The 20,377-nt window shown below is 70.4% G+C and carries 21 protein-coding genes; 15 read left to right on the forward strand and 6 right to left on the reverse strand.

The genetic code is table 11. The annotated features are described in order from the left end of the window. Nucleotides 1-68: 68 nt before the first annotated feature. Complete coding sequence (locus ACH4EW_RS08340; protein WP_398253160.1) at nt 69-1,277, forward strand: sensor histidine kinase; 1,209 nt, start codon at nt 69-71, stop codon at nt 1,275-1,277. A 52-nt stretch (nt 1,278-1,329) separates the two neighbouring features. Further along, on the forward strand, nt 1,330-2,007 hold the full coding sequence (locus tag ACH4EW_RS08345; RefSeq protein WP_398253163.1) for a response regulator: 678 nt from the start codon (nt 1,330-1,332) through the stop codon (nt 2,005-2,007). A 136-nt stretch (nt 2,008-2,143) separates the two neighbouring features. Here ACH4EW_RS08345 and ACH4EW_RS08350 read toward each other — a convergent pair whose 3' ends face one another. Then, nucleotides 2,144-3,256: a DUF5937 family protein gene (locus tag ACH4EW_RS08350; protein WP_398253361.1), complete on the reverse strand. Its 1,113-nt coding sequence runs from the start codon at nt 3,254-3,256 to the stop codon at nt 2,144-2,146. 105 nt (nt 3,257-3,361) lie between these two features. Between ACH4EW_RS08350 and ACH4EW_RS08355 the strand changes: the two genes are divergently transcribed. The 11 genes from ACH4EW_RS08355 to ACH4EW_RS08405 all read left to right on the forward strand — a co-directional run bounded on the left by ACH4EW_RS08355 (nt 3,362) and on the right by ACH4EW_RS08405 (nt 11,906). Further along, complete coding sequence (locus ACH4EW_RS08355) at nt 3,362-3,532, forward strand: hypothetical protein (RefSeq protein ID WP_398253166.1); 171 nt, start codon at nt 3,362-3,364, stop codon at nt 3,530-3,532. 155 nt (nt 3,533-3,687) lie between these two features. Continuing rightward, entirely contained in the window at nt 3,688-4,638 is a 951-nt protein-coding gene (locus tag ACH4EW_RS08360) for a Rossmann-like and DUF2520 domain-containing protein (RefSeq protein WP_398253169.1), read from the forward strand. A gap of 23 nt (nt 4,639-4,661) precedes the next feature. Then, on the forward strand, nt 4,662-5,720 hold the full coding sequence (gene panC / locus ACH4EW_RS08365; RefSeq protein ID WP_398253364.1) for a pantoate--beta-alanine ligase: 1,059 nt from the start codon (nt 4,662-4,664) through the stop codon (nt 5,718-5,720). Next, complete coding sequence (locus ACH4EW_RS08370; protein WP_398253172.1) at nt 5,717-7,459, forward strand: L-aspartate oxidase; 1,743 nt, start codon at nt 5,717-5,719, stop codon at nt 7,457-7,459. Before panC ends, ACH4EW_RS08370 begins: the two co-directional genes overlap by 4 nt. 2 nt (nt 7,460-7,461) lie before the next feature. Next, on the forward strand, nt 7,462-8,505 hold the full coding sequence (gene nadC / locus ACH4EW_RS08375; RefSeq protein WP_398253175.1) for a carboxylating nicotinate-nucleotide diphosphorylase: 1,044 nt from the start codon (nt 7,462-7,464) through the stop codon (nt 8,503-8,505). Beyond that, nucleotides 8,505-9,302 carry a type III pantothenate kinase gene (locus tag ACH4EW_RS08380; RefSeq protein WP_398253178.1) on the forward strand — a complete coding sequence of 266 codons (798 nt, stop codon included), beginning with the start codon at nt 8,505-8,507 and terminating at the stop codon, nt 9,300-9,302. Before nadC ends, ACH4EW_RS08380 begins: the two co-directional genes overlap by 1 nt. A gap of 136 nt (nt 9,303-9,438) precedes the next feature. Further along, nucleotides 9,439-10,017 carry a hypothetical protein gene (locus tag ACH4EW_RS08385; RefSeq protein ID WP_398253367.1) on the forward strand — a complete coding sequence of 193 codons (579 nt, stop codon included), beginning with the start codon at nt 9,439-9,441 and terminating at the stop codon, nt 10,015-10,017. A 61-nt stretch (nt 10,018-10,078) separates the two neighbouring features. Next, the gene (locus ACH4EW_RS08390) at nt 10,079-10,258 is read left to right on the forward strand and encodes a hypothetical protein (RefSeq protein WP_398253180.1); all 180 of its coding nucleotides are present in this window, start codon (nt 10,079-10,081) and stop codon (nt 10,256-10,258) included. 109 nt (nt 10,259-10,367) lie between these two features. After that, the gene (locus ACH4EW_RS08395; protein ID WP_398253183.1) at nt 10,368-10,856 is read left to right on the forward strand and encodes a BlaI/MecI/CopY family transcriptional regulator; all 489 of its coding nucleotides are present in this window, start codon (nt 10,368-10,370) and stop codon (nt 10,854-10,856) included. A 102-nt stretch (nt 10,857-10,958) separates the two neighbouring features. Then, on the forward strand, nt 10,959-11,426 hold the full coding sequence (locus tag ACH4EW_RS08400; RefSeq protein ID WP_398253369.1) for an amino-acid N-acetyltransferase: 468 nt from the start codon (nt 10,959-10,961) through the stop codon (nt 11,424-11,426). Nucleotides 11,427-11,570: 144 nt separating this feature from the next. After that, entirely contained in the window at nt 11,571-11,906 is a 336-nt protein-coding gene (locus tag ACH4EW_RS08405) for an Lsr2 family protein (protein WP_362193591.1), read from the forward strand. Here the strand turns inward: ACH4EW_RS08405 and ACH4EW_RS08410 are convergent. Further along, entirely contained in the window at nt 11,885-12,493 is a 609-nt protein-coding gene (locus ACH4EW_RS08410) for an SCO3374 family protein (RefSeq protein ID WP_398253186.1), read from the reverse strand. The genes ACH4EW_RS08405 and ACH4EW_RS08410 overlap by 22 nt on opposite strands. A 428-nt stretch (nt 12,494-12,921) precedes the next feature. On the opposite strand from ACH4EW_RS08410, the gene ACH4EW_RS08415 reads away from it, so the two are divergent. Together ACH4EW_RS08415 and ACH4EW_RS08420 are read left to right on the forward strand one after the other, a co-directional pair. Beyond that, a complete protein-coding gene (locus ACH4EW_RS08415; protein ID WP_093894034.1) occupies nt 12,922-15,450 on the forward strand; it encodes an ATP-dependent Clp protease ATP-binding subunit in 2,529 nt (842 codons plus the stop codon). A gap of 589 nt (nt 15,451-16,039) precedes the next feature. Beyond that, complete coding sequence (locus tag ACH4EW_RS08420) at nt 16,040-16,729, forward strand: M23 family metallopeptidase (RefSeq protein WP_398253190.1); 690 nt, start codon at nt 16,040-16,042, stop codon at nt 16,727-16,729. On the opposite strand, the gene cseC is transcribed toward ACH4EW_RS08420, so the two are convergent. Genes cseC through ACH4EW_RS08440 form a run of 4 tightly spaced genes read right to left on the reverse strand, consistent with a single transcriptional unit; the run spans nt 16,719 to nt 20,233 of the window. Then, nucleotides 16,719-18,131, reverse strand: coding sequence for a two-component system sensor histidine kinase CseC (cseC, locus tag ACH4EW_RS08425; RefSeq protein WP_398253193.1), 1,413 nt, complete (start codon nt 18,129-18,131; stop codon nt 16,719-16,721). The two genes, ACH4EW_RS08420 and cseC, sit on opposite strands and share 11 nt — an antisense overlap. Beyond that, the gene (gene cseB / locus ACH4EW_RS08430; protein WP_398253196.1) at nt 18,128-18,832 is read right to left on the reverse strand and encodes a two-component system response regulator CseB; all 705 of its coding nucleotides are present in this window, start codon (nt 18,830-18,832) and stop codon (nt 18,128-18,130) included. Before cseB ends, cseC begins: the two co-directional genes overlap by 4 nt. A 10-nt stretch (nt 18,833-18,842) precedes the next feature. Continuing rightward, complete coding sequence (locus tag ACH4EW_RS08435; protein ID WP_398253199.1) at nt 18,843-19,595, reverse strand: hypothetical protein; 753 nt, start codon at nt 19,593-19,595, stop codon at nt 18,843-18,845. Next, on the reverse strand, nt 19,583-20,233 hold the full coding sequence (locus ACH4EW_RS08440; RefSeq protein WP_398253201.1) for a SigE family RNA polymerase sigma factor: 651 nt from the start codon (nt 20,231-20,233) through the stop codon (nt 19,583-19,585). Before ACH4EW_RS08440 ends, ACH4EW_RS08435 begins: the two co-directional genes overlap by 13 nt. Between the last annotated feature and the right edge of the window lie 144 nt (nt 20,234-20,377).

Genomic DNA, 20,377 nt, shown 5'->3' on the forward strand with positions numbered 1-20,377 from the left:
GGTCCCAGCGACTGGATCGGCCCTTCGGCTGACCCACGCACCCACCACCTGTCCCTACGCTGGGTTACGTGCAGCGCCTCTACGACTTCATCCGCAGACACCCGACGGGCGTCGACGGCTTCTGGGCTGTCTTCCTCCTCGGGCTCTCCGGCGTGTCGTTGGTGGCCGGCCAGGTCGGCTCGAGCAGCACGGAGCGCATCGCCACAGCGCCGATCGTCATCGGCCTCTGCCTCGTCGTCGCACTGCGCCGACGGGCACCCGAGAAGATGCTGCTGCTCGCCGTGGCGCTGGGCGTCGCGCAACTCGTGTTCGGCGTCGGACCGGGCGTCGCGAACTTCGCCATGCTGGTGATCACCTTCACCGTGGCCACCGTCGGGGAGCGCTGGGCGTCCCGGCTCGCACTGGTCTGCAGCCTGAGCGCGGCCGGTCTCTCCCAGTTGCGCTGGCCGCAGAACGGACCGGATGGCAGCTGGCCCCAGCAGGTCTTCGTCGTCGTGGTGATGACCGTGCCGTTCGTGCTCGCCTGGGTGCTCGGCGACTCGATGCGGACCCGGCGCGCCTACTTCAGCCAGCTGGAGGAACGCGCGGCCCGGCTGGAGCGGGAGCGCGAGGCGCAGTCGAAGGTCGCGGTGGCCGCCGAGCGGGCCCGTATCGCCCGCGAACTCCACGATGTCGTCGCGCACAACGTCTCGGTGATGGTGGTGCAGGCCGACGGTGCGGCATACGTCATGGACGCGGCCCCCGACCAGGCCCGGCAGGCCCTGGAGACCATCTCCAGCACCGGCAGGCAGGCCCTCGCCGAGATGCGGCGGCTGCTCGGGGTGCTGCGGACCGGTGACACGAAGGAGAGCGGGGAGTACGTCCCGCAGCCCGACGTCGAGCAGATCGAGGACCTCGTCGAGCAGGTCAGGCAGACCGGCCTGGCGGTGGACTTCAAGGTCGAGGGCACCCCGCGTCCACTGCCCAGCGGGGTCGAGCTGACCGCGTACCGCATTGTGCAGGAGGCCCTGACCAACACCCGCAAGCACGGCGGCCCGGACGCCGGGGCCAGTGTGCGGCTGGTCTACTTCGACGACGGGCTCGGGCTGCTGGTCGAGGACGACGGGCGGGGTGCGGCGCACGAGCTGTACGAGGACGGCGGCGCCGACGGCGCGGGCCACGGAATGATCGGCATGCGCGAACGGGTCGGCATGGTCGGCGGCACGCTGGACGCCGGGCCGCGGCCCGGCGGCGGGTTCCGGATCAGCGTCCTGCTGCCGCTCAAGCCGGGGCGCTAGATCTTCGGATTTTTGCAGGACCTTGCAGGACAGACAGGAGACAGGACACCTCATGGCGATCCGCGTGATGCTCGTCGACGACCAGGTGCTGCTGCGCACCGGCTTCCGGATGGTGCTCGCCGCTCAGCCGGACATGGAGGTCGTGGCCGAGGCCGGCGACGGCGCGGAGGCGATCGGGATCCTGCGCTCCACCGCCGTCGATGTGGTGCTGATGGATGTCCGGATGCCGAGGCTGGACGGCGTCGAGGCCACCCGTCGCATCTGTGCGCAGCCGGACGCGCCCAAGGTGCTCATCCTGACCACGTTCGACCTCGACGAGTACGCCTTCTCCGGGCTGAGGGCCGGGGCCAGCGGCTTCATGCTCAAGGATGTGCCGCCCGCCGAACTGCTCGCCGCCATCCGCTCCGTGCACAGCGGCGACGCCGTCGTCGCCCCGTCCACCACCCGCCGGCTGCTCGACCGGTTCTCGCAGTCGCTGCCGAGCGGCAGCAGCGAACCGCAGCACAACGGCATCGGCAAGCTCACCGAACGCGAACGCGAAGTGATGCTGCTGGTCGCGCAGGGGCTGTCGAACGGCGAGATCGCGGCCCGCCTCGTGCTCTCCGAGGCGACCGTGAAGACGCACGTGGGCCGCATCCTCACCAAGCTGAGCCTGCGCGACCGCGTGCAGGTCGTCGTCCTCGCGTACGAGACGGGGCTGGTCAGGGCCGGCGGAGGCGGGGCGGGCTGACCGTGCTGCCGGACCGGGACAGCGTGCTGCGCCACCGGGTGCGGCGTACCCGGACGGGAACCAAGCACATCCGCTCCGTCTGAGGTCACCCGACAGGCTCTCGGCTTGACGTTCAACCTCGGGTCACCCGCCAAGCTCAGCGCAGGATGCCCTCCAGGAAGTCGCTGCCCAGCCGCGCCACCACGGTCAGATCCAGCTGGTGCAGCACGTACCGGCCGCGCCGCCGGGTGGTGACCAGGCCTGCCTTCTTCAGCACCGCGAGATGCCGGGAGACCTCGGGGGCCGTGACGCTGTGGGAATCGGCGAGTTCACCGGTCGTGTACGCGGAACGGGCGAGGTGACGGCACAGACGCATCCGCATCGGGTGGGCCAGCGCCTCCATCCGTAGCTGGAGCAGCTCCACGGAGGCGGGGGAGGGCAGCTCGGGGTGGTGCACCGGGTAGTGGATCACCGGGCGCCAGCCCGGCGCGTGCAGCACACTCAGGTGCGGCCAGCCGAAGGCGGACGGGACGAGGGTGAGCCCGGGGCCGGAGGCCGGGTCGGCCGCGCTGGTCCGGCCCTCGATCAGCTTGTCGACGCTGATCCGGGTCGCGGCCTCGTCGAGCGACAGCGCCGTGGACACCGCTTGTATCGCCTCGCCGAGCCCCTTGCGCCGCAGCAGATCCGTCTTGTGCCGGGCGTCGGCGATCAGCTGGACCTGCACCCGCCGCCAGGTGTCAGCGAAGAACGCCTGCTCGCAGTCCTCGAAGAGGCGCCGGATCCAGCGGCGTACGGAGGCGGGGTCGGCCAGCAGCTGCTTGGTGAACTCCACCTGCTGGGGGCCGCGCGTTGCCGCCAGGTCCAGGGCGCGGGCGCGCATCGTCGCGTTGCGGAGCGGGGAGGGAGCGCCCATCCCGTACAGCCTGGAGCAGGTGAACTCCAGGGCGGCGGAGACGAACCGCTCGTCGTCCAGCCGGTCGAGGATGTCCAGGTCCTCGGTGAGGTCCGCCCCCGTCCTGCCGTTGCCGCCACGGACCCCGGCGAACGGCAGGAAGACGTCCGAGAACGTGTTGCGCCACAGGAACTCGGCCTCGTGCAGCCGGTCGGCGAGATCGGGCTCCAGTGCGCTGGCGGTCGCCGTCGCCCAGCCGTGCAGGCCCGGATGGTGTCCCGGCTCGGAGAGGGCATGCAGGGCCAGCCCCAGCTCGGCGAGGGGGGAGGACTCGAAAACGATGTGCTCGGGCGTCAGCCCCGCGATGTCGATGTGCACGCTCACCCGTCCATGGTGCGGGGTGAGCGCGGAAGGTCACGCTCCATTTGACGATGGTCGTCAATCGACGGGCCCCACGAGCCGGGACCGGCCCACGCTGAGGCCATGGACGCCATTCAGCAGCACATGATCGACAGCCATCGCGCAGCTCAGCACGGGGAACCGCCGCCGCCACCGCCGGGCCGGCACGACTGGTCCGTGCTGCGGGCCATCCGTGACCACTACCGCCGCAAATGGTTCGCACGGCCCGGCGATGCCGGCCCGCCCGGCGACTGAGGGCGGAAAACAGTATGGGCGGGGGCCCGGGGCGGCCCCCGCCCATACTTTTCCCACAGGCTGTGGACAGCCGGGAAGCCGGACGAAACGCTGGCGTAGCATGCAGAGAAATCGTCCGGTACCCCCTGCGGACTGGAACGGAAGGCCACAGCCGCGTGAACGCAACAACCCCCAAGGAGCCCCTCGACGCGAGGGACCGCCCTGCCCGCCTCACGGTCGGCGTCGTGGGCGCGGGCCGCGTCGGCCCCGCTCTCGCCGCGTCCCTGCAACTCGCCGGACACCGGCCGGTAGCCGTGTCGGGCGTCTCCGACGCGTCCGTGCGCAGGGCTGCCGCCCTGCTCCCCGACGTACCGCTCATGCCGCCCGCCGAGGTCCTCGCGCGCGCAGAGCTGGTGCTGCTGACCGTCCCCGACGACGCCCTGCCCGGCCTGGTCGAGGGCCTCGCCGAGACCGGCGCGGTGCGGCCGGGACAGCTGATCGTCCACACGTCGGGGCGGTACGGGACGAAGGTGCTCGACCCGGCTCTGCGGGCCGGCGCCCTGCCGCTCGCCCTGCACCCGGCGATGACGTTCACCGGCACCTCCGTCGACGTCCAGCGGCTGGCCGGCTGCTCCTTCGGCGTGACCGCCCCCGAGGAGCTGAGGCTCGCGGCCGAGGCGCTGGTCATCGAGATGGGCGGCGAGCCCGAATGGATCGCGGAGGAGTCCCGCCCGCTCTACCACGCGGCGCTCGCCCTCGGCGCGAACCACCTGGTCACCCTGGTCGCCCAGTCGATGGAACTGTTGCGTACGGCCGGGGTCGCCGCCCCCGACCGGATGCTCGGCCCCCTCCTCGGGGCCGCGCTCGACAACGCCCTGCGCTCCGGCGACGCCGCGCTGACCGGCCCGGTGGCCCGCGGCGACGCGGGTACGGTCGCCGCGCACATCGGCGAGCTGCGCCGGCACGCTCCGCAGGCCGTGGCCGGCTATGTCGCGATGGCCCGCGCCACCGCCGACCGCGCACTCGCCCACGGCATGCTCAAGCCGGAACTGGCCGAGGACCTGCTCGGAGTCCTGGCCGACGGCGCCGGCACCACGGGCGGCACCGGATCACAGGAGCCCCGATGACAAGCAGAACCGGCAGGAGCGGTATGCCCGCCACCACCCACACGCCCGGCACCTACCCCGCAGCCCCGCCCGGCACCTCCCCTGCGGCCACCCTTCTCCGTACGGCCGCCGAACTCGCCGCGTTCGCCCCCCTCAAGGGGCAGCGGGCCGTCGTCATGACCATGGGCGCCCTGCACGAGGGCCACGCCACCCTGATCCGTACCGCCCGCGCGGCCGCGGGCCCGGACGGCCAGGTCGTCGTCACGGTCTTCGTCAACCCGCTCCAGTTCGGCGAGGCCGCCGACCTGGAGCGCTACCCCCGTACCCTCGACGCCGACCTCGCCGTGGCCGGCGCCGCCGGGGCGGACGCGGTCTTCGCACCGTCCGTCGACGAGGTCTACCCCGGCGGCGAACCGCAGGTCCGGATCTCGGCCGGCTCCATGGGCGAGCGGCTCGAAGGGGCCTCGCGCCCCGGGCACTTCGACGGGATGCTCACCGTCGTCGCCAAGCTCCTGCACCTCACCCGCCCCGACGTCGCGTTCTACGGGCAGAAGGACGCCCAGCAGCTGGCGCTGATCCGCCGCATGGTGCGCGATCTGAACTTCCCCGTGGAGATCGTCGGCGTGGAGACGGTCCGCGAACCGGACGGCCTCGCGCTCTCCAGCCGCAACCGCTTCCTGGACGCCGAGGAACGGCACACCGCCCTCGCCCTCTCCCGGGCCCTGTTCGCCGCACGGGACAGGCTCGCCGCCCAGCAGGCGCTGCACGCCCGCGCGCAGACCACCGCGGCGACCACCGGCAGGGCCGCCGCGCTCACCGCGCTCGGCGAGGCCCGCGCGGCCGCCGACACCCAGGCGGTGGCGCTGGCCCGTCCCGTGGACGGACCCGCGGCGGTACGCGCCGCGGCGCAATTGATCCTCGACGACGCGGCCGCCGAACAGCCGCCGCTCGCCCTGGACTACCTCGCGCTCGTGGACCCGGCGGACTTCACCGAGATCCCCGACGACCGCACCACCGGTGACGCGCTCCTCGCCATCGCCGCGAAGGTCGGCAAGACCCGCCTCATCGACAACATCCTGCTGACCTTCGGAGCCACCACGTGACCGGAATACGGCTGACCGCCCCCGCCCCCGGCTGGTCCATCGACGCCGACGTCGTGGTGGTCGGCTCCGGCGTGGCCGGTCTCACCACCGCGCTGCGCTGCGCGGCCGCGGGCCTTGCCACCGTCGTCGTCACCAAGGCCCGCCTCGACGACGGCTCCACCCGCTGGGCGCAGGGCGGCATCGCGGCTGCCATCGGTGACGGCGACACCCCCGAGCAGCATCTGGACGACACCCTGGTCGCGGGCGCGGGCCTGTGCGACGAGGCCGCGGTACGGACCCTGGTCACCGAGGGCCCCGACGCCGTACGCCGGCTGATCGAGACCGGCGCCCACTTCGACACCACGGACAGCGGCGACATCGCGCTGACCCGCGAGGGCGGCCACCACCGCCGCCGTATCGCCCACGCGGGCGGTGACGCGACGGGCGCCGAGATCTCCCGCGCCCTGGTCGAAGCGGTCCGCGAAGCCGCCCTGTACACCGTCGAGAACGCCTTGGTCCTGGATCTCCTGACCGATGCCGAAGGCCGTACCGCGGGCGTCACCCTGCACGTCATGGGCGAGGGCCAGCACGACGGCGTCGGTGCGGTACACGCCCCCGCGGTGGTCCTCGCCACCGGCGGCATGGGCCAGGTCTTCTCCGCCACCACCAACCCGGCGGTCTCCACCGGCGACGGCGTGGCCCTGGCGCTGCGGGCCGGTGCGGAGGTCTCCGACCTCGAATTCGTCCAGTTCCACCCGACGGTCCTCTTCCTCGGCGCCGGCTCCGAGGGGCAGCAGCCCCTGGTGTCGGAGGCGGTACGGGGCGAGGGCGCCCATCTCGTCGACGCGTCCGGTACGCGCTTCATGGCCGGGCAGCACGAACTGGCCGAACTGGCCCCGCGCGACATCGTCGCCAAGGCCATCACACGCCAGATGGAGCTGCACGGCACCGAGCACATGTATCTCGATGCCCGCCACTTCGGCGCCGAGATGTGGGAACAGCGCTTCCCCACCATCCTGGCGGCCTGCCGCGCCAACGGCATCGACCCGATCACCGAACCTGTCCCGGTCGCCCCCGCCGCGCACTACGCCTCCGGCGGCATCCGCACCGACCTGCGGGGACGTACGACCGTGCCTGGTCTGTACGCCTGCGGTGAGGTCGCCTGCACCGGCGTGCACGGCGCGAACCGGCTGGCGTCCAACTCCCTCCTGGAGGGCCTCGTCTTCGCCGAGCGCATCGCGGCGGACATCGTCGAGGACCGTCCCAGCGCCGGCCCCGCGACCGCCCGCACCTCCCCCGCCCCCTTGCCGCTGCTCGCCCCCGAGGCACGCGGCACGATCCAGCGGATCATGACCCGGGGCGCCGGAGTCCTTCGCTCCGCCGAGAGCCTGGCCGCCGCCGCCGAGGAGCTGGAGGCCCTGCACACCAACGCCGCCGGGGCAGCCGGGGCCGCCGAGCCCAAGGCCGCGGTGCCCGGCGTCGAGGCGTGGGAGGCCACCAACCTGCTCCTCGTCTCGCGCGTCCTGGTCGCCGCCGCCCGTCGGCGCGAGGAGACCCGCGGCTGCCACTGGCGCGAGGACCGGCCCGAGCGCGACGACGAGAACTGGCGCCGCCACCTCGTCGTCCGGCTCACCCCGGAGTGTCAACCGGTCCTCCGCCGGACGGAGACCGAGGCATTCGGGCCCGTACACCCGACGCAGGCACCAGACTGCGCAGCAGCACCACTGATTCACCCCGCCGACGTCACCGAGGAGCCGTAACCGTGAGCACGCCCGAAGAGAATCCGCGCCCCGCACCCGTGGACGTACCGCTGATCCAGATCGGCGCGCCCGCACCGTCCGCGGGCGGTTGCGGGGACGGCTGCGGCTGCGGCGGGGACGAGTTCTACGAGCCGGGCCTCCTGGAATGCGGCCTCGACCCCGACCTCGCCCAGCTCCTCGCCGACGCGGGCCTGGACCCGGTCCAGGTCGAGGACATCGCGCACGTCGCCATCGAGGAGGACCTCGACGGCGGTGTCGACGTCACCACCGTCGCGACCGTTTCCGAGGACGCGGTGGCCACCGGAGACTTCACCGCCCGTGAGGCGGGCGTCGTGGCCGGTCTCCGCGTCGCCGAGGCCGTCCTGTCCATCGTCTGTACGGACGAGTTCGCCGTCGAGCGCCATGTCGAGGACGGCGACCGCGTCGCCCCCGGCCAGAAGCTGCTGACCGTCACCACCCGCACCCGCGACCTGCTCACCGGCGAGCGCAGCGCACTCAACCTGCTGTGCAGGCTCTCCGGCATCGCGACCGCCACCCGTGCCTGGGCCGATGCGCTCGAAGGCACGAAGGCCAAGGTCCGCGACACCCGCAAGACCACCCCGGGCCTGCGCGCCATGGAGAAGTACGCGGTGCGCTGCGGCGGCGGCGTCAACCACCGCATGTCGCTGTCGGACGCGGCGCTGGTCAAGGACAACCACGTCGTCGCGGCGGGCGGCGTGGCCGAGGCCTTCAAGCGGGTACGCGACGAGTTCCCGGACGTACCGATCGAGGTCGAGGTCGACACCCTGCAGCAGGTCCGCGAAGTCCTCGACGCGGGCGCCGACCTGATCCTGCTGGACAACTTCACGCCGCTGCAGACGGCCGAGGCAGTCGCCCTGGTCGGCGGCCGCGCGGTCCTGGAGTCCTCCGGCCGGCTCTCCCTGGACAACGCACGCGCCTACGCGGAAGCGGGCGTCGACTACCTGGCGGTCGGTGCGCTCACCCACTCCTCGCCGATCCTCGACATCGGCCTGGACTTCCGCGACACCGACGGGGCCGACGTCTGATGCTGCTCACTATCGACGTCGGCAACACCCACACCGTCCTCGGCCTGTTCGACGGCGAGGAGATCGTCGAGCACTGGCGGATCTCCACCGACGCCCGCCGCACCGCGGACGAGCTCGCGGTCCTGCTCCAGGGCCTGATGGGCATGCACCCGCTGCTCGGCGAGGAGCTGGGCGACGGCATCGAGGGCATCGCGATCTGCTCCACGGTCCCGGCCGTCCTGCACGAGCTGCGCGAGGTGACCCGCCGCTACTACGGCGACGTCCCCGCGGTCCTCGTCGAGCCGGGCATCAAGACCGGGGTGCCGATCCTGATGGACAACCCGAAGGAGGTCGGCGCGGACCGCATCATCAACGCGGTGGCCGCCGTCGACCTGTACGGCGGTCCGGCGATCGTCGTCGACTTCGGCACGGCCACCACTTTCGACGCGGTCTCCGCCCGCGGCGAGTACACCGGCGGTGTCATCGCCCCCGGCATCGAGATCTCGGTCGATGCACTGGGCGTCAAGGGCGCCCAGCTCCGCAAGATCGAGCTGGCCCGGCCGCGCAGCGTGATCGGCAAGAACACCGTTGAGGCGATGCAGTCGGGCATCATCTACGGCTTCGCGGGCCAGGTCGAGGGGGTCGTCGCACGGATGAAGAAGGAGCTGGCGGCCGACCCCGACGACGTCACCGTCATCGCGACGGGCGGCCTTGCGCCGATGGTGCTGGGCGAGTCCTCCGTCATCGACGAGCACGAGCCCTGGCTCACCCTCATCGGTCTGCGTCTGGTGTACGAGCGGAACGTGTCCCGGATGTAGGGATACGGAGCGGTAGCTGCGGTATCGGTTCGGCGGGGGCGGGCCCCGCCGCGCCACCGAATGCCAGTTAAGCCGATTTTGTCCATTTAGCACGTATTGTCGCGTCATGCCCACGCCCTACGGATCACGCGGCGGTATGGCGTTCAGCGCGGACGAGCTGCGTGTGCTCCGACGCGCCCTCGCCATCGCCCTTCACCCCACGCCCCTGCCCGACGAGGATGTCCAGGACTGCCTGCGGTTGGCGGGTGCCGTGGACGAGGCGGTCGGCGAGGCGGGACGGCTGCGCGCGTTCCTCCTCGCCGACCTCGTCCGCTACCGCAACGCCCTCCCCGGCTCCCTCAGTGGCTATCTGGAGCTGCTCCAGGACGCCCTGGCGGGCGGATACGACCCCTGCCCCGATGACCTCGCCGCGCTGCGCGCCCTGCGCCACAGACCGGCGGCCGCGGCGCTCCTGGACCGCTGTCAGGTGCTGGCGGAGCGGTCGGTACGGGCCCGCCTCGCCGGACGTGCCGCGCGGTCGGTCGCCCGTGTACCCCGCAGCCGGCTCCTCGCCCTGCCCGGCGGCCGGGCCGCCGACAGCGAACCCGAGCGGCCGAAGACCCCGGCGGCCCCACCCCGGCCGGCTCCGCCGTCCAAGCGCCCGGCGCCAAAGCCCTCGGAGGTCTTCCCGCCGCGCCGCCCGGTCCCGCCGCCCCAGCAGAGGGCCGCGGGATAGCCTCGCCGCAAGACGGAGGGGGCGCGCGGAAGCCGGTACCGGCCTCGCTACTCTGGATGCCATGGACTACGTAGCCGCGCTCCTGCCCCCCGTGGTGATGGCCGCCTTCTTCATCGGCCTCGTCGTGACGATCATCAAGAGCCAGGGTGGTCCCAACAAGGCCAAGGAGGACGCGGCCGTGGACATGGCGATGAGCCGCGCCGAATCGGCCCGGCAGGCGCAGCACACCGACGGTGTCTGACTTCCCCGACCTCGCAGCACGTGAAGGGCGCACGACTTGTCAGGAGTCGTGCGCCCTTTTGCTGCGTAAATAACCGAAGATTCCTGGCATCTGGCACTAAAGTGACATTGTGCCCCGCCAATTGGGAGATCTGGAAGATGCCGTGATGACGCGGGTCTGGCAATGGAACCGTCCGGTCACCGTGCGGGAAGTCCTTGAGGACCTTCAGCGGGAACGCTCCATCGCCTACACAACCGTCATGACGGTAATGGACAATCTCCATCAGAAGGGCTGGGTGCGCAGGGAAGTCGACGGCCGCGCATATCGATATACGGCGGTCTCCACCCGCGCCGCCTACTCGGCCGCACTGATGAACGAAGCCTGGTCGCACAGCGACAACCCCGCCGCCGCTCTTGTCGCCTTCTTCGGCATGATGTCCGCCGAGCAGCGCGAGGCCCTGCAGGACGCCATGCGGATCGTTCTGCCCGGCCTGCACGGGGCCCTCGGGCTGCCGCCCGACGAAGCAGCGGACGAAGCGCCCCATGAAGTGGTCGATGAGCCGACTGATGAACCGGCCGGAGAAGCGGCCGACGAAGCAGGCCCGGAGGCCGGGCGATAGCGTCTGGGTATGTCCTCAGAGCTTCCGCATACCGATTTCCGTACCGAACCGTCGGTCATAAACAACGCGGCGATCACTGTCCGCCGTGCCAGGACCAGCGATGTGGCATCGGTACGCCGTCTCCTCGACGGGTACGTACGTGAAGGCATCCTGCTCGACAAAGCAACGGTGACGCTTTACGAGGACATCCAGGAGTTCTGGATCGCAGAACGCGACGAGGACGCCCGGGTGATCGGCTGCGGCGCACTGCATGTGATGTGGGAGGACCTCGCCGAAGTCCGTACTCTCGCGGTCGATCACAGCATCAGGGGCGCCGGAGTCGGGCATCAAGTACTGGACAAGTTGTTGCAGACCGCCCGTTGGCTGGGTGTGCGGCGGGTTTTCTGTCTCACCTTCGAAGTCGACTTCTTCGCGAAGCACGGCTTCGTGGAGATCGGAGAGACACCGGTCGACGGAGATGTCTACAGCGAGCTGCTGCGTTCCTATGACGAGGGTGTAGCAGAGTTCCTGGGTCTCGAACGAGTGAAGCCGAACACCTTGGGCAACAGCCGGATGCTTCTGCACCTGTGACCGCCACAAGAAGCCGTAGCTCTATGTCCGAATCGCGCACGTTTCCCGTCTTCTCGGGATCCTGAACCTCTCCCGAGGGTTTGTGTTTTCCGGGGAAAAGCGGTTTCCTTTCCGCGTACTGCATTTTCGATGAAAGGAAATCCGGTGGCACAGAAGGTTCAGGTCCTTCTTGTCGATGACCTCGACGGTGGCGAGGCGGACGAGACAGTCACGTTCGCTCTGGATGGCAAGACGTACGAGATTGACCTCACCACGAGCAACGCGGACAAGCTCCGTGGCCTTCTTGAGCCGTACACCAAGGGTGGCCGGCGTACGGGTGGCCGCGCGGCGGCCGGCCGTGGCAAGGGCCGCGCTGTTGCGGGCGGCAACAAGGACACCGCGGAGATCCGTAAGTGGGCGCGCGAGAACGGCCACAATGTGAATGACCGCGGCCGTGTTCCCGCGGAGATCCGTGAGGCTTACGAGAAGGCCAACGGCTGAGCTGTCGACTCATCGGTCGACCGCCCCGTTCGGGCGCGCATCAACCGGGCCCGGTGGCATTCCGTCGCCACCGCGTCCACGAGCCGTACGAGATCGGGAGTACCCCCACCCCTGCTCCCGAGGCCGACGAGGGCCGGGAGTTCCGGCTCTCCCTCGTGCCGCAGCCCGGGGGGCCGCAGCCATACGGCGGCCCCCGACCGGCCCGCCACCCGACCGGGCGGCGCCGGCGCAATGATCCGACCGCCCGTACCGATGGCGGTCAGTGAGAGGGTGACCCCGCCCCACTCCAGCCAGTCGAGCAGCCCGGGCAGCTCGTCGGCGCTTCCGGCGGCCACCAGCAGGTTCATCCGGGCGCCCGACAGCGTCACCGGTCCGGTGCGGCCCACCCGCCGCAATGCCGCGTGACCGGCGACCGCGGGCACCTGGAGCACGTCGAACCGCAGCCCGGTCAGCAACCGCACCGGTGTGGTGCCCTCCGTTGCCCAGCCGAGCTCGCATTCGTACCACTGCGCCCACTGTGCGCAGTCGCCGTGGCTCTGCCGCTCGTCGGCGAGCGGCGGCCGGGGAGGTGGGACGGTGATGGCCATGTCGGAGGAACGGCCGAGTCACCCCCGGAGTTACGCAGAGCATGCGGGCGGGCGCGCACTGTGTCCGAGATGGGGGCGTAGAGGCACATTCGGGGGCGCGAAGATGTTCGCCCGTAGCGGAGGGAACCGGCGCGCACCGCATGGACCGTCTGTAATTGCGGGTAAGACATCCTTAGTGGGGAGGGGCGACACGCAGGCTCGGGCATCTCACGTTCGCCATCGGCGTACTGGCGAAAGGGGTATCTGCCTGGCCTGCGGGAACATCGTCTCGCACCATCGGGTTGGAGCAGATGTCGGCGTTCGGGGCAGGAGGCCAAGGACGGTGTCGGCAGTTGGAATGAGCGGTCCCCGCTTGCGGGACTAAGCTGCGGAAGGACAGGGAGGGGACCGACCCCTTACTGCCTGACCGCTCTGAGGAGCGATTAACGATGTTCGAGAGGTTCACCGACCGCGCGCGGCGGGTTGTCGTCCTGGCTCAGGAAGAAGCCCGGATGCTCAACCACAACTACATCGGCACCGAGCACATCCTCCTGGGCCTTATCCACGAGGGTGAGGGTGTCGCCGCTAAGGCCCTGGAGAGCCTCGGGATTTCGCTCGAGGCGGTCCGCCAGCAGGTGGAGGAGATCATCGGCCAGGGCCAGCAGGCCCCGTCCGGGCACATCCCCTTCACCCCCCGGGCCAAGAAGGTCCTGGAGCTGTCGCTCCGCGAGGCCCTCCAGCTCGGCCACAACTACATCGGCACCGAGCACATCCTGCTCGGCCTGATCCGCGAGGGCGAGGGCGTCGCAGCCCAGGTCCTCGTGAAGCTGGGCGCCGACCTGAACCGGGTGCGGCAGCAGGTCATCCAGCTGCTCTCCGGCTACTCGGGCGGCAAGGAGGCGGCAACCGCGGGAGGCCCCGCGGAAGGCACGCCCTCCACGTCCCTGGTGCTCGACCAGTTCGGCAGGAATCTCACCCAGGCCGCTCGCGAATCCAAGCTCGACCCGGTCATCGGGCGCGAGAAGGAGATCGAGCGGGTCATGCAGGTGCTGTCCCGCCGAACCAAGAACAACCCGGTTCTCATCGGCGAGCCCGGCGTCGGCAAGACGGCGGTCGTCGAAGGACTGGCGCAGGCCATCGTCAAGGGCGAGGTGCCCGAGACCCTCAAGGACAAGCACCTCTACACCCTCGACCTCGGCGCGCTGGTCGCCGGTTCCCGCTACCGCGGTGACTTCGAGGAGCGCCTGAAGAAGGTCCTCAAGGAGATCCGCACCCGCGGCGACATCATCCTGTTCATCGACGAGCTCCACACCCTGGTGGGTGCGGGCGCCGCCGAGGGCGCGATCGATGCCGCCAGCATCCTCAAGCCCATGCTGGCCCGTGGCGAGCTCCAGACCATCGGTGCCACAACGCTCGACGAGTACCGCAAGCACCTGGAGAAGGACGCCGCTCTCGAGCGCCGCTTCCAGCCCATCCAGGTCGCGGAGCCGTCGCTGCCGCACACCATCGAGATCCTCAAGGGTCTGCGCGACCGCTACGAGGCCCACCACCGCGTCTCCATCACGGACGAGGCGCTGGTCCAGGCCGCGACGCTGGCGGACCGGTACATCTCGGACCGCTTCCTGCCGGACAAGGCGATCGACCTGATCGACGAGGCCGGTTCCCGGATGCGTATCCGGCGGATGACCGCGCCGCCGGACCTCCGCGAGTTCGACGAGAAGATCGCCGGCGTACGCCGTGACAAGGAGTCCGCGATCGACTCGCAGGACTTCGAGAAGGCCGCGTCCCTGCGCGACAAGGAGAAGCAGCTTCTCGCTGCGAAGACCAAGCGCGAAAAGGAATGGAAGGCCGGCGACATGGACGTCGTGGCCGAGGTCGACGGCGAGCTGATCGCCGAAGTCCTTGCCACCGCGACCGGTATTCCGGTCTTCAAGCTGACGGAGGAGGAGTCCTCCCGTCTGCTGCGCATGGAGGACGAGCTCCACAAGCGCGTCATCGGCCAGAAGGACGCCATCAAGGCCCTCTCGCAGGCGATCCGCCGTACGCGAGCCGGGCTGAAGGACCCGAAGCGCCCCGGTGGCTCGTTCATCTTCGCCGGTCCGTCCGGTGTCGGTAAGACGGAGCTCTCCAAGACGCTCGCCGAATTCCTCTTCGGCGACGAGGACGCGCTGATCGCCCTCGACATGTCGGAGTTCAGCGAGAAGCACACGGTTTCCCGCCTCTTCGGTTCTCCCCCCGGCTACGTGGGTTACGAAGAGGGCGGCCAGCTCACCGAGAAGGTGCGCCGCAAGCCGTTCTCCGTCGTCCTCTTCGACGAGGTCGAGAAGGCCCACCCCGATATCTTCAATTCCCTGCTCCAGATTCTGGAAGACGGTCGGCTGACCGACTCCCAGGGCCGGGTCGTGGACTTCAAGAACACGGTCATCATCATGACGACCAACCTCGGGACCCGGGACATCTCCAAGGGCTTCAACCTGGGCTTCGCCGCCCAGGGCGACGTCAAGACCGGCTACGAGCGGATGAAGAACAAGGTCAACGAAGAGCTCAAGCAGCACTTCCGCCCCGAGTTCCTCAACCGTGTCGACGACACGGTCGTCTTCCACCAGCTCACCGAGGAAGACATCATCCAGATCGTCGACCTCATGCTGGCCAAGGTGGACGAGCGCCTCAAGGACCGCGACATGGGCATCGAGCTGAGCTCGGAAGCCAAGTCGCTCCTGGCGAAGAAGGGCTACGACCCCGTGATGGGCGCCCGGCCGCTGCGCCGGACGATCCAGCGCGAGATCGAGGACATCCTCTCCGAGAAGATCCTCTTCGGTGAGCTGCGCCCGGGCCACATCGTGGTCGTCGGCACCGAGGGCGAGGGTGAGGAGAAGAAGTTCACCTTCCGCGGCGAGGAGAAGTCGGCTCTGCCCGACGTCCCCCCGATCGAGCAGGCGGCAGGCGGCGCAGGCCCGAACATGTCGAAGGACGTGTAAGGACGCCTCCGAGCGCCTGAGCATCTGAAGGGGCTGCCCCGGAACCGTGAGAACGGTCCGGGGCAGCCCCTTTGCCGTGGCGCGGCGCCCGCCGTGCCCGCCACGCGCTGCGGGCAGGGGCAGCCCCTGCCCGCAGCGGAGGATTTCCAGCCGGAGGCCGTTCAGGAGCATCCAGCCGTCGAGCGGGCCGAAAGTCCCGAATCGGACGGCCCTTGGTCCCACCGGAAGTGACAAGGCGCACAGCCCGTTCGGGGCCTACTAGGGGCGATAGGGCGAAGCGCCGTGATCGCCGCAGGGGCTTGTGCCCCTGCGCGGGGAGGGGCTTTCGCGGGCGGAGGGAGAGAAGTCGGGATCGCTATGTTTAGTCCGATTCAAGCGGTTTTGAGCTGGGGTTAAACCTGTCCGAAAAAGAGTTTCGATGAGTTCGGAAGCGGCACGCGCCACACCGCTTCCGGCGAATTCCCGAGGCTTCGGCTACGGCTTTTGTTCGTAGATGGGGTGTTTGGGCATCGGTGGAGGTGCGGGTTACCAAGGAATGGCCAGCCCGGCCCAAGCGCCGGGTCCAGTCATCTCCGGAGGATCTCCGCCTATGTCGAAGCGCGTTTCGTTCCAGCACTCCCGTCGCCCGTCTCTGTCCCGTGTCCGTGGCGCCGTGGTTGCAGCCGGCGTGGGGACATCGATGGTTCTCGGCGTGGGCGCTGCGTTCGCGGCCGACCCGGCGAGTGCCCCCCGCGCCGCGAGCCTGATCGATAACGGCGCGGCCCACTCGGTCGCCAAGCAGGCGGCCGTGCAGCGCCAGGCGGCCAAGGCGGCCGAGACCGAACGCGCGGCGGCCCAGGCGGCGGCCGTGAAGAAGGCCGCCGCCTGGGAGGCCCCGGTGAGCCGCTACGTGCTGAGCGCCAGCTACGGCAACGACGGCGCCCGCTGGGCCCACAAGCACTCCGGCCAGGACTTTGCCGTGCCGACCGGCACCGAGGTCCAGGCTGCGCACAGCGGCACCGTAGTGAAGGCCGGTCCGAACGGCGGCGGCGACGGTCCCGCGTACGGCAATGCCGTCGTGATCAGCCACGGCAACGGCGTGTACTCGCAGTACGCCCACCTGTCGCGGATCGATGTGCACATCGGCCAGACCGTGAAGACGGGTGAGCACATCGCCCTCTCCGGCAACACCGGAAACTCCAGCGGCCCGCACCTGCACTTCGAGATCCGGACCTCGCCGAACTACGGTTCCGCGATCAACCCGGTCTCGTTCCTGCACAAGCAAGGCGTCAGGATCTGACCCGACCGGGATGCATCCCGCTGCTCGACGGACCCCGGGTTGTGCGCCCGGGGTCCGCGCTTTCCTTGTTGCCGCTGCCCGGCGTGCGCAGTTCGCGCAGGATCGGGAAGCTGCCGGTGTTCGTCGGTGCGTGCTCGGGCAGCCACAGCACGGCGACCGCCCCGCCCGCGCCCTTCGCCGCGCCTTCCGGCGCCGCGTTGCGGAAGGTCAGCCGGGCCCCGAGGACTCGCGCCTGACCGGCCGCGATCGTCAGCCCCAGACCGTGTCCGTGTCCGGCCCGGTCGCTGCTTCCGGTACGGAACCGGCTCGGGCCCTCACGCAGCAGCGCCGCCGGGAACCCGGAACCGTGATCGCGGATCCGCACCACCCGGCCCTCGACCGTGACCTCCACCGGAGTGGCACCGTGCTTGGCGGCGTTCCCCAGCAGATTGCCGAGGATCCGCTCCAGCCGGCGCGGATCGGTGCTGACCCAGGACTCGTGGACGACCTGCACCCGCACATCCGGGTCCAGCAGCGCGACCCGCCGGCTGACGAACTCGCCCAGCGCGATCTCCTGCAGCTCGGCCCGCTCCGACGCACTGTCCAGCCGGGCCACCTCCAGCACATCCTCGACCAGGGTTCGCATCGCCTGCGCCCGGTCCCGTACAAGCTCGGTGGGGCGGCCCGGCGGCAGCAGCTCGGCCGCCGTCAGCAGACCCGTCACCGGGGTGCGCAGCTCGTGCGCGATGTCCGCGGTGACCCGGCGCTCCGCCTGGATGCGTTCGTTCAATGCGTCCGTCAGCGCGTCCACCGCGCGGGCCAGTTCATCGGTCTCGTCCCGGACGACACCGCCGACGGCCTCCCTGACACGTACATCGGTATTGCCCTGTGCGACCCTGCCCGCCGCGGCTGCCGCTTTGCGCAGCCGACGCGACAGCTGCCCGCCGATGAGCACGCCCAGCGCACAGCCGCCGAACACCACAGAAACCGAGCCGATGATCAGCGCCCGGTCGAGATCGCTCATGATCGTGGCGCTGCGGTTGGCGAAACGGGTGTGCAGCGAGAGCACATCGCCATTGCCGACCGGCACGGCCGCCCATACATCGGGCGTACCGTTCCCGGTCTGCTCGACATGCGTGGCGCGCCGGTTCCTGCTGGTCTCCGCACGCAGGCTGCGCGGCATCGCCGGGTCGTTGAGCTTGGCGCCGAACCGGGGGTCGGCCTTCTGCGGCTTCTTCGCCTCGTACAGCAGCTGTGCGTACGTCAGGCGCTCCAGCTGCACCTCGCGCGCGTTCTCCAGCATCGAGACCCGGGCGGCGTTGTGGACGACGAAACTGAGCGCGACGGCGGTCAGCGCGCCGACCGCCGCGATCGCGATGCTGATCTTCCAGCGGACACCCGTCCGCAGGGCGAACTGCTTCATGGCCTGAGTTTGTAGCCGAAGCCGCGGACCGTCTCGATCCGGTCCTGGCCGATCTTTGTGCGCAGCCGCTGCACATGGACATCCACGACCCGGGTGTCACCGCCCCACCCGTAGTCCCAGACCCGCTCCAGGAGCTTGTCGCGGGAGAGCACTGTGCCCGGCGCAGCGGAGAACTCCAGCAGCAGACGCATCTCGGTCGGGGTCAGTGCCACCTGCCGGCCGCCCCGGCGGACTTCCATGCCCTCGGTGTCGACCTCCAGATCGCTGAAGACCAGCAGCCCGCCGACGGGCTGCGTCTCCGGCTCCCCGCTGCCCGGCTGCCCGCCCGACGCATGCCCGAAGCGGCGCAGCACGGCACGGATCCTGGCGACCAGGACCGCCCCGTCGAAGGGCTTGGTGACGTAGTCGTCGGCGCCGGCCTCCAGGCCGAGCACCACGTCGATCGAGTCGGCCCGGGCCGACAGCATGATCACCGGGACCGTCGACTCGTCGCGGATGCGACGGCAGAGGCTGACCCCGTCGAGGCCCGGCACCATCACATCGAGCAGGGCGATGTCGGGGCGGTCGGCCCGGAACGCATCGAGGCCCGACAGCCCGTCGGGCATCGCGGTGACCGCGAAGCCGTCGCGCTCCAGCGCCAGCTGGGTGGCCTCGCGGATGACGTCGTCGTCCTCGACGAACAGGACGTGGGTCTCGGCCATCGGACTGCTCTCAGTTCCCCGCCGGTTCAGAGGGTTCCGGAAGACCGGCTCCTCCGTTGCCGACGGTTTGGTTGAAGTCGTTGTGCACCCGGTCGTGCTCGATGAACCGGTTGCCCGCCCAGCGGTAGGTGATCACTTCCTCGCCGGAGGGGGACTCGACCGAGTCCTTCTTCTCGTACACCTGGGCCGTCACCACCAGATCACCGCGGTCGATGGTGCCGTACACCGCGGGCTGCTCGACGGCGAACACGTTCTCGTACGTGCCGTTGCCCCGTCGGTGGTACACGTAGGTGCCGACGCCCACCGAATCGCCGCAGGTCATCACGTTCACCACGACGTCGGCCGAGGGGCCGCCGGTCATGGTGCCGTACGAGGTGTCCACCGGGTACTCGGAGCCGCTGCAGGGCTTCAGATCCGTCCTGACCCGCTCGCTGACCTTGGGGTCCCGCTTGAGCAGCGCCACGGCATCGATGCGGGGCGGGGGCTTCGCCGTGGACCGCGCGTCGGTGCTCGGCGTGGCCTGGACGACCGGCTGGGTGCCTGCCGGGCCCTCGTCCCGGGTGCCGGTGCCACCGGTGGAGCAGCCGGCGACGAGCAGCCCGAAGGCGGCGAGCCCGACCAGGGTCGTGGTGCTCGCCGCCCGGCCGGCCAGGACCCGGCCACGTCTGCCGGCGGCCCCGCGGCCACCACCGTCTCTTCCGCCGCCACGCTCGCCGTCGCCGTTGCTGTTGCCACTGTCACCGCTGGCTGTCAGGCCGCGCACCGCTCCCGCCCCCGTTCGTCCATACGCCTGCCCGTCCGCGCCCGTCCCCGCGCCGTCGCCCGCGCACTCATCGGAGCGCCGACGGCCGGAGCACGGTCGGCCCCCGTCAGGCCCCGCTCCTCCCGGAGCCGGGCCTCCCTGCTCGCTGCCTCACGGCTCTCCAGCTCCTGGCGCAGTCGCGCCAGCGCACGGTGCAGCGTGCTCTTCACCGTACCGGCCGACATGCCGAGCGCCGCAGCCGTCTCCTCCGTACTCATCTGCTCCCAGTGTCGCAGCACAACGACGCTGCGCTGCTTGGGAGCCAGTACGCCCAGCACATCCATCAGCAGGGCACGGTCGGCGCGCTGCTCGGTGCCGTCCTCGACGCTCGCGTCGGGCAGTTGCTCGGTGGGGACCTCGTCCAGCTTGCGGGCCCGCCACCACTCGGTACGGGTGTTGATCATGACGCGGCGCAGATAGGCGTCGGCGAGGGACTTGTCGGCGATGCCGTCCCAGCGGCCGTACGTACGGACCAGGGCGGTCTGCAGCAGGTCCTGCGCATCCACGGGGTCGGGGACCAGCCGGCGTGCACTGCGCAGCAGTGCATCCTGCCGAGTGCGTACGTACTCCTCGAATTCGAGCACCTCGCCCTGCGCCATTCCAACCGCCTCCGTCCCCGTAGAACCCCGTAGAACCGCCGCCGGCCATCAATGGCCGGGCTGACTGCGCTGACGCTACGGAGCTGTTGTCACGAGGCTGTGCGGAGCAGCCATACGCTGACGCACGGCTGTCCATCGGTTGTG

The sequence above is a fragment of the Streptomyces sp. NPDC018000 genome, from assembly GCF_044328025.1.
Taxonomy (GTDB): domain Bacteria; phylum Actinomycetota; class Actinomycetes; order Streptomycetales; family Streptomycetaceae; genus Streptomyces.

What these genes read in the sequence shown, in the direction of transcription:
- ACH4EW_RS08345 (WP_398253163.1), top strand. Translation starts at nt 1,330, where the DNA reads ATGGCGATCCGCGTGATGCTCGTCGACGACCAGGTGCTGCTGCGCACC.
- ACH4EW_RS08355 (WP_398253166.1), top strand. Translation starts at nt 3,362, where the DNA reads ATGGACGCCATTCAGCAGCACATGATCGACAGCCATCGCGCAGCTCAG.
- panC (WP_398253364.1), top strand. Translation starts at nt 4,662, where the DNA reads ATGCCCGCCACCACCCACACGCCCGGCACCTACCCCGCAGCCCCGCCC.
- ACH4EW_RS08380 (WP_398253178.1), top strand. Translation starts at nt 8,505, where the DNA reads ATGCTGCTCACTATCGACGTCGGCAACACCCACACCGTCCTCGGCCTG.
- ACH4EW_RS08385 (WP_398253367.1), top strand. Translation starts at nt 9,439, where the DNA reads ATGGCGTTCAGCGCGGACGAGCTGCGTGTGCTCCGACGCGCCCTCGCC.
- ACH4EW_RS08390 (WP_398253180.1), top strand. Translation starts at nt 10,079, where the DNA reads ATGGACTACGTAGCCGCGCTCCTGCCCCCCGTGGTGATGGCCGCCTTC.
- ACH4EW_RS08410 (WP_398253186.1), bottom strand. Translation starts at nt 12,493, where the DNA reads ATGGCCATCACCGTCCCACCTCCCCGGCCGCCGCTCGCCGACGAGCGG.
- ACH4EW_RS08415 (WP_093894034.1), top strand. Translation starts at nt 12,922, where the DNA reads ATGTTCGAGAGGTTCACCGACCGCGCGCGGCGGGTTGTCGTCCTGGCT.
- ACH4EW_RS08420 (WP_398253190.1), top strand. Translation starts at nt 16,040, where the DNA reads ATGTCGAAGCGCGTTTCGTTCCAGCACTCCCGTCGCCCGTCTCTGTCC.
- cseC (WP_398253193.1), bottom strand. Translation starts at nt 18,131, where the DNA reads ATGAAGCAGTTCGCCCTGCGGACGGGTGTCCGCTGGAAGATCAGCATC.
- cseB (WP_398253196.1), bottom strand. Translation starts at nt 18,832, where the DNA reads ATGGCCGAGACCCACGTCCTGTTCGTCGAGGACGACGACGTCATCCGC.
- ACH4EW_RS08440 (WP_398253201.1), bottom strand. Translation starts at nt 20,233, where the DNA reads ATGGCGCAGGGCGAGGTGCTCGAATTCGAGGAGTACGTACGCACTCGG.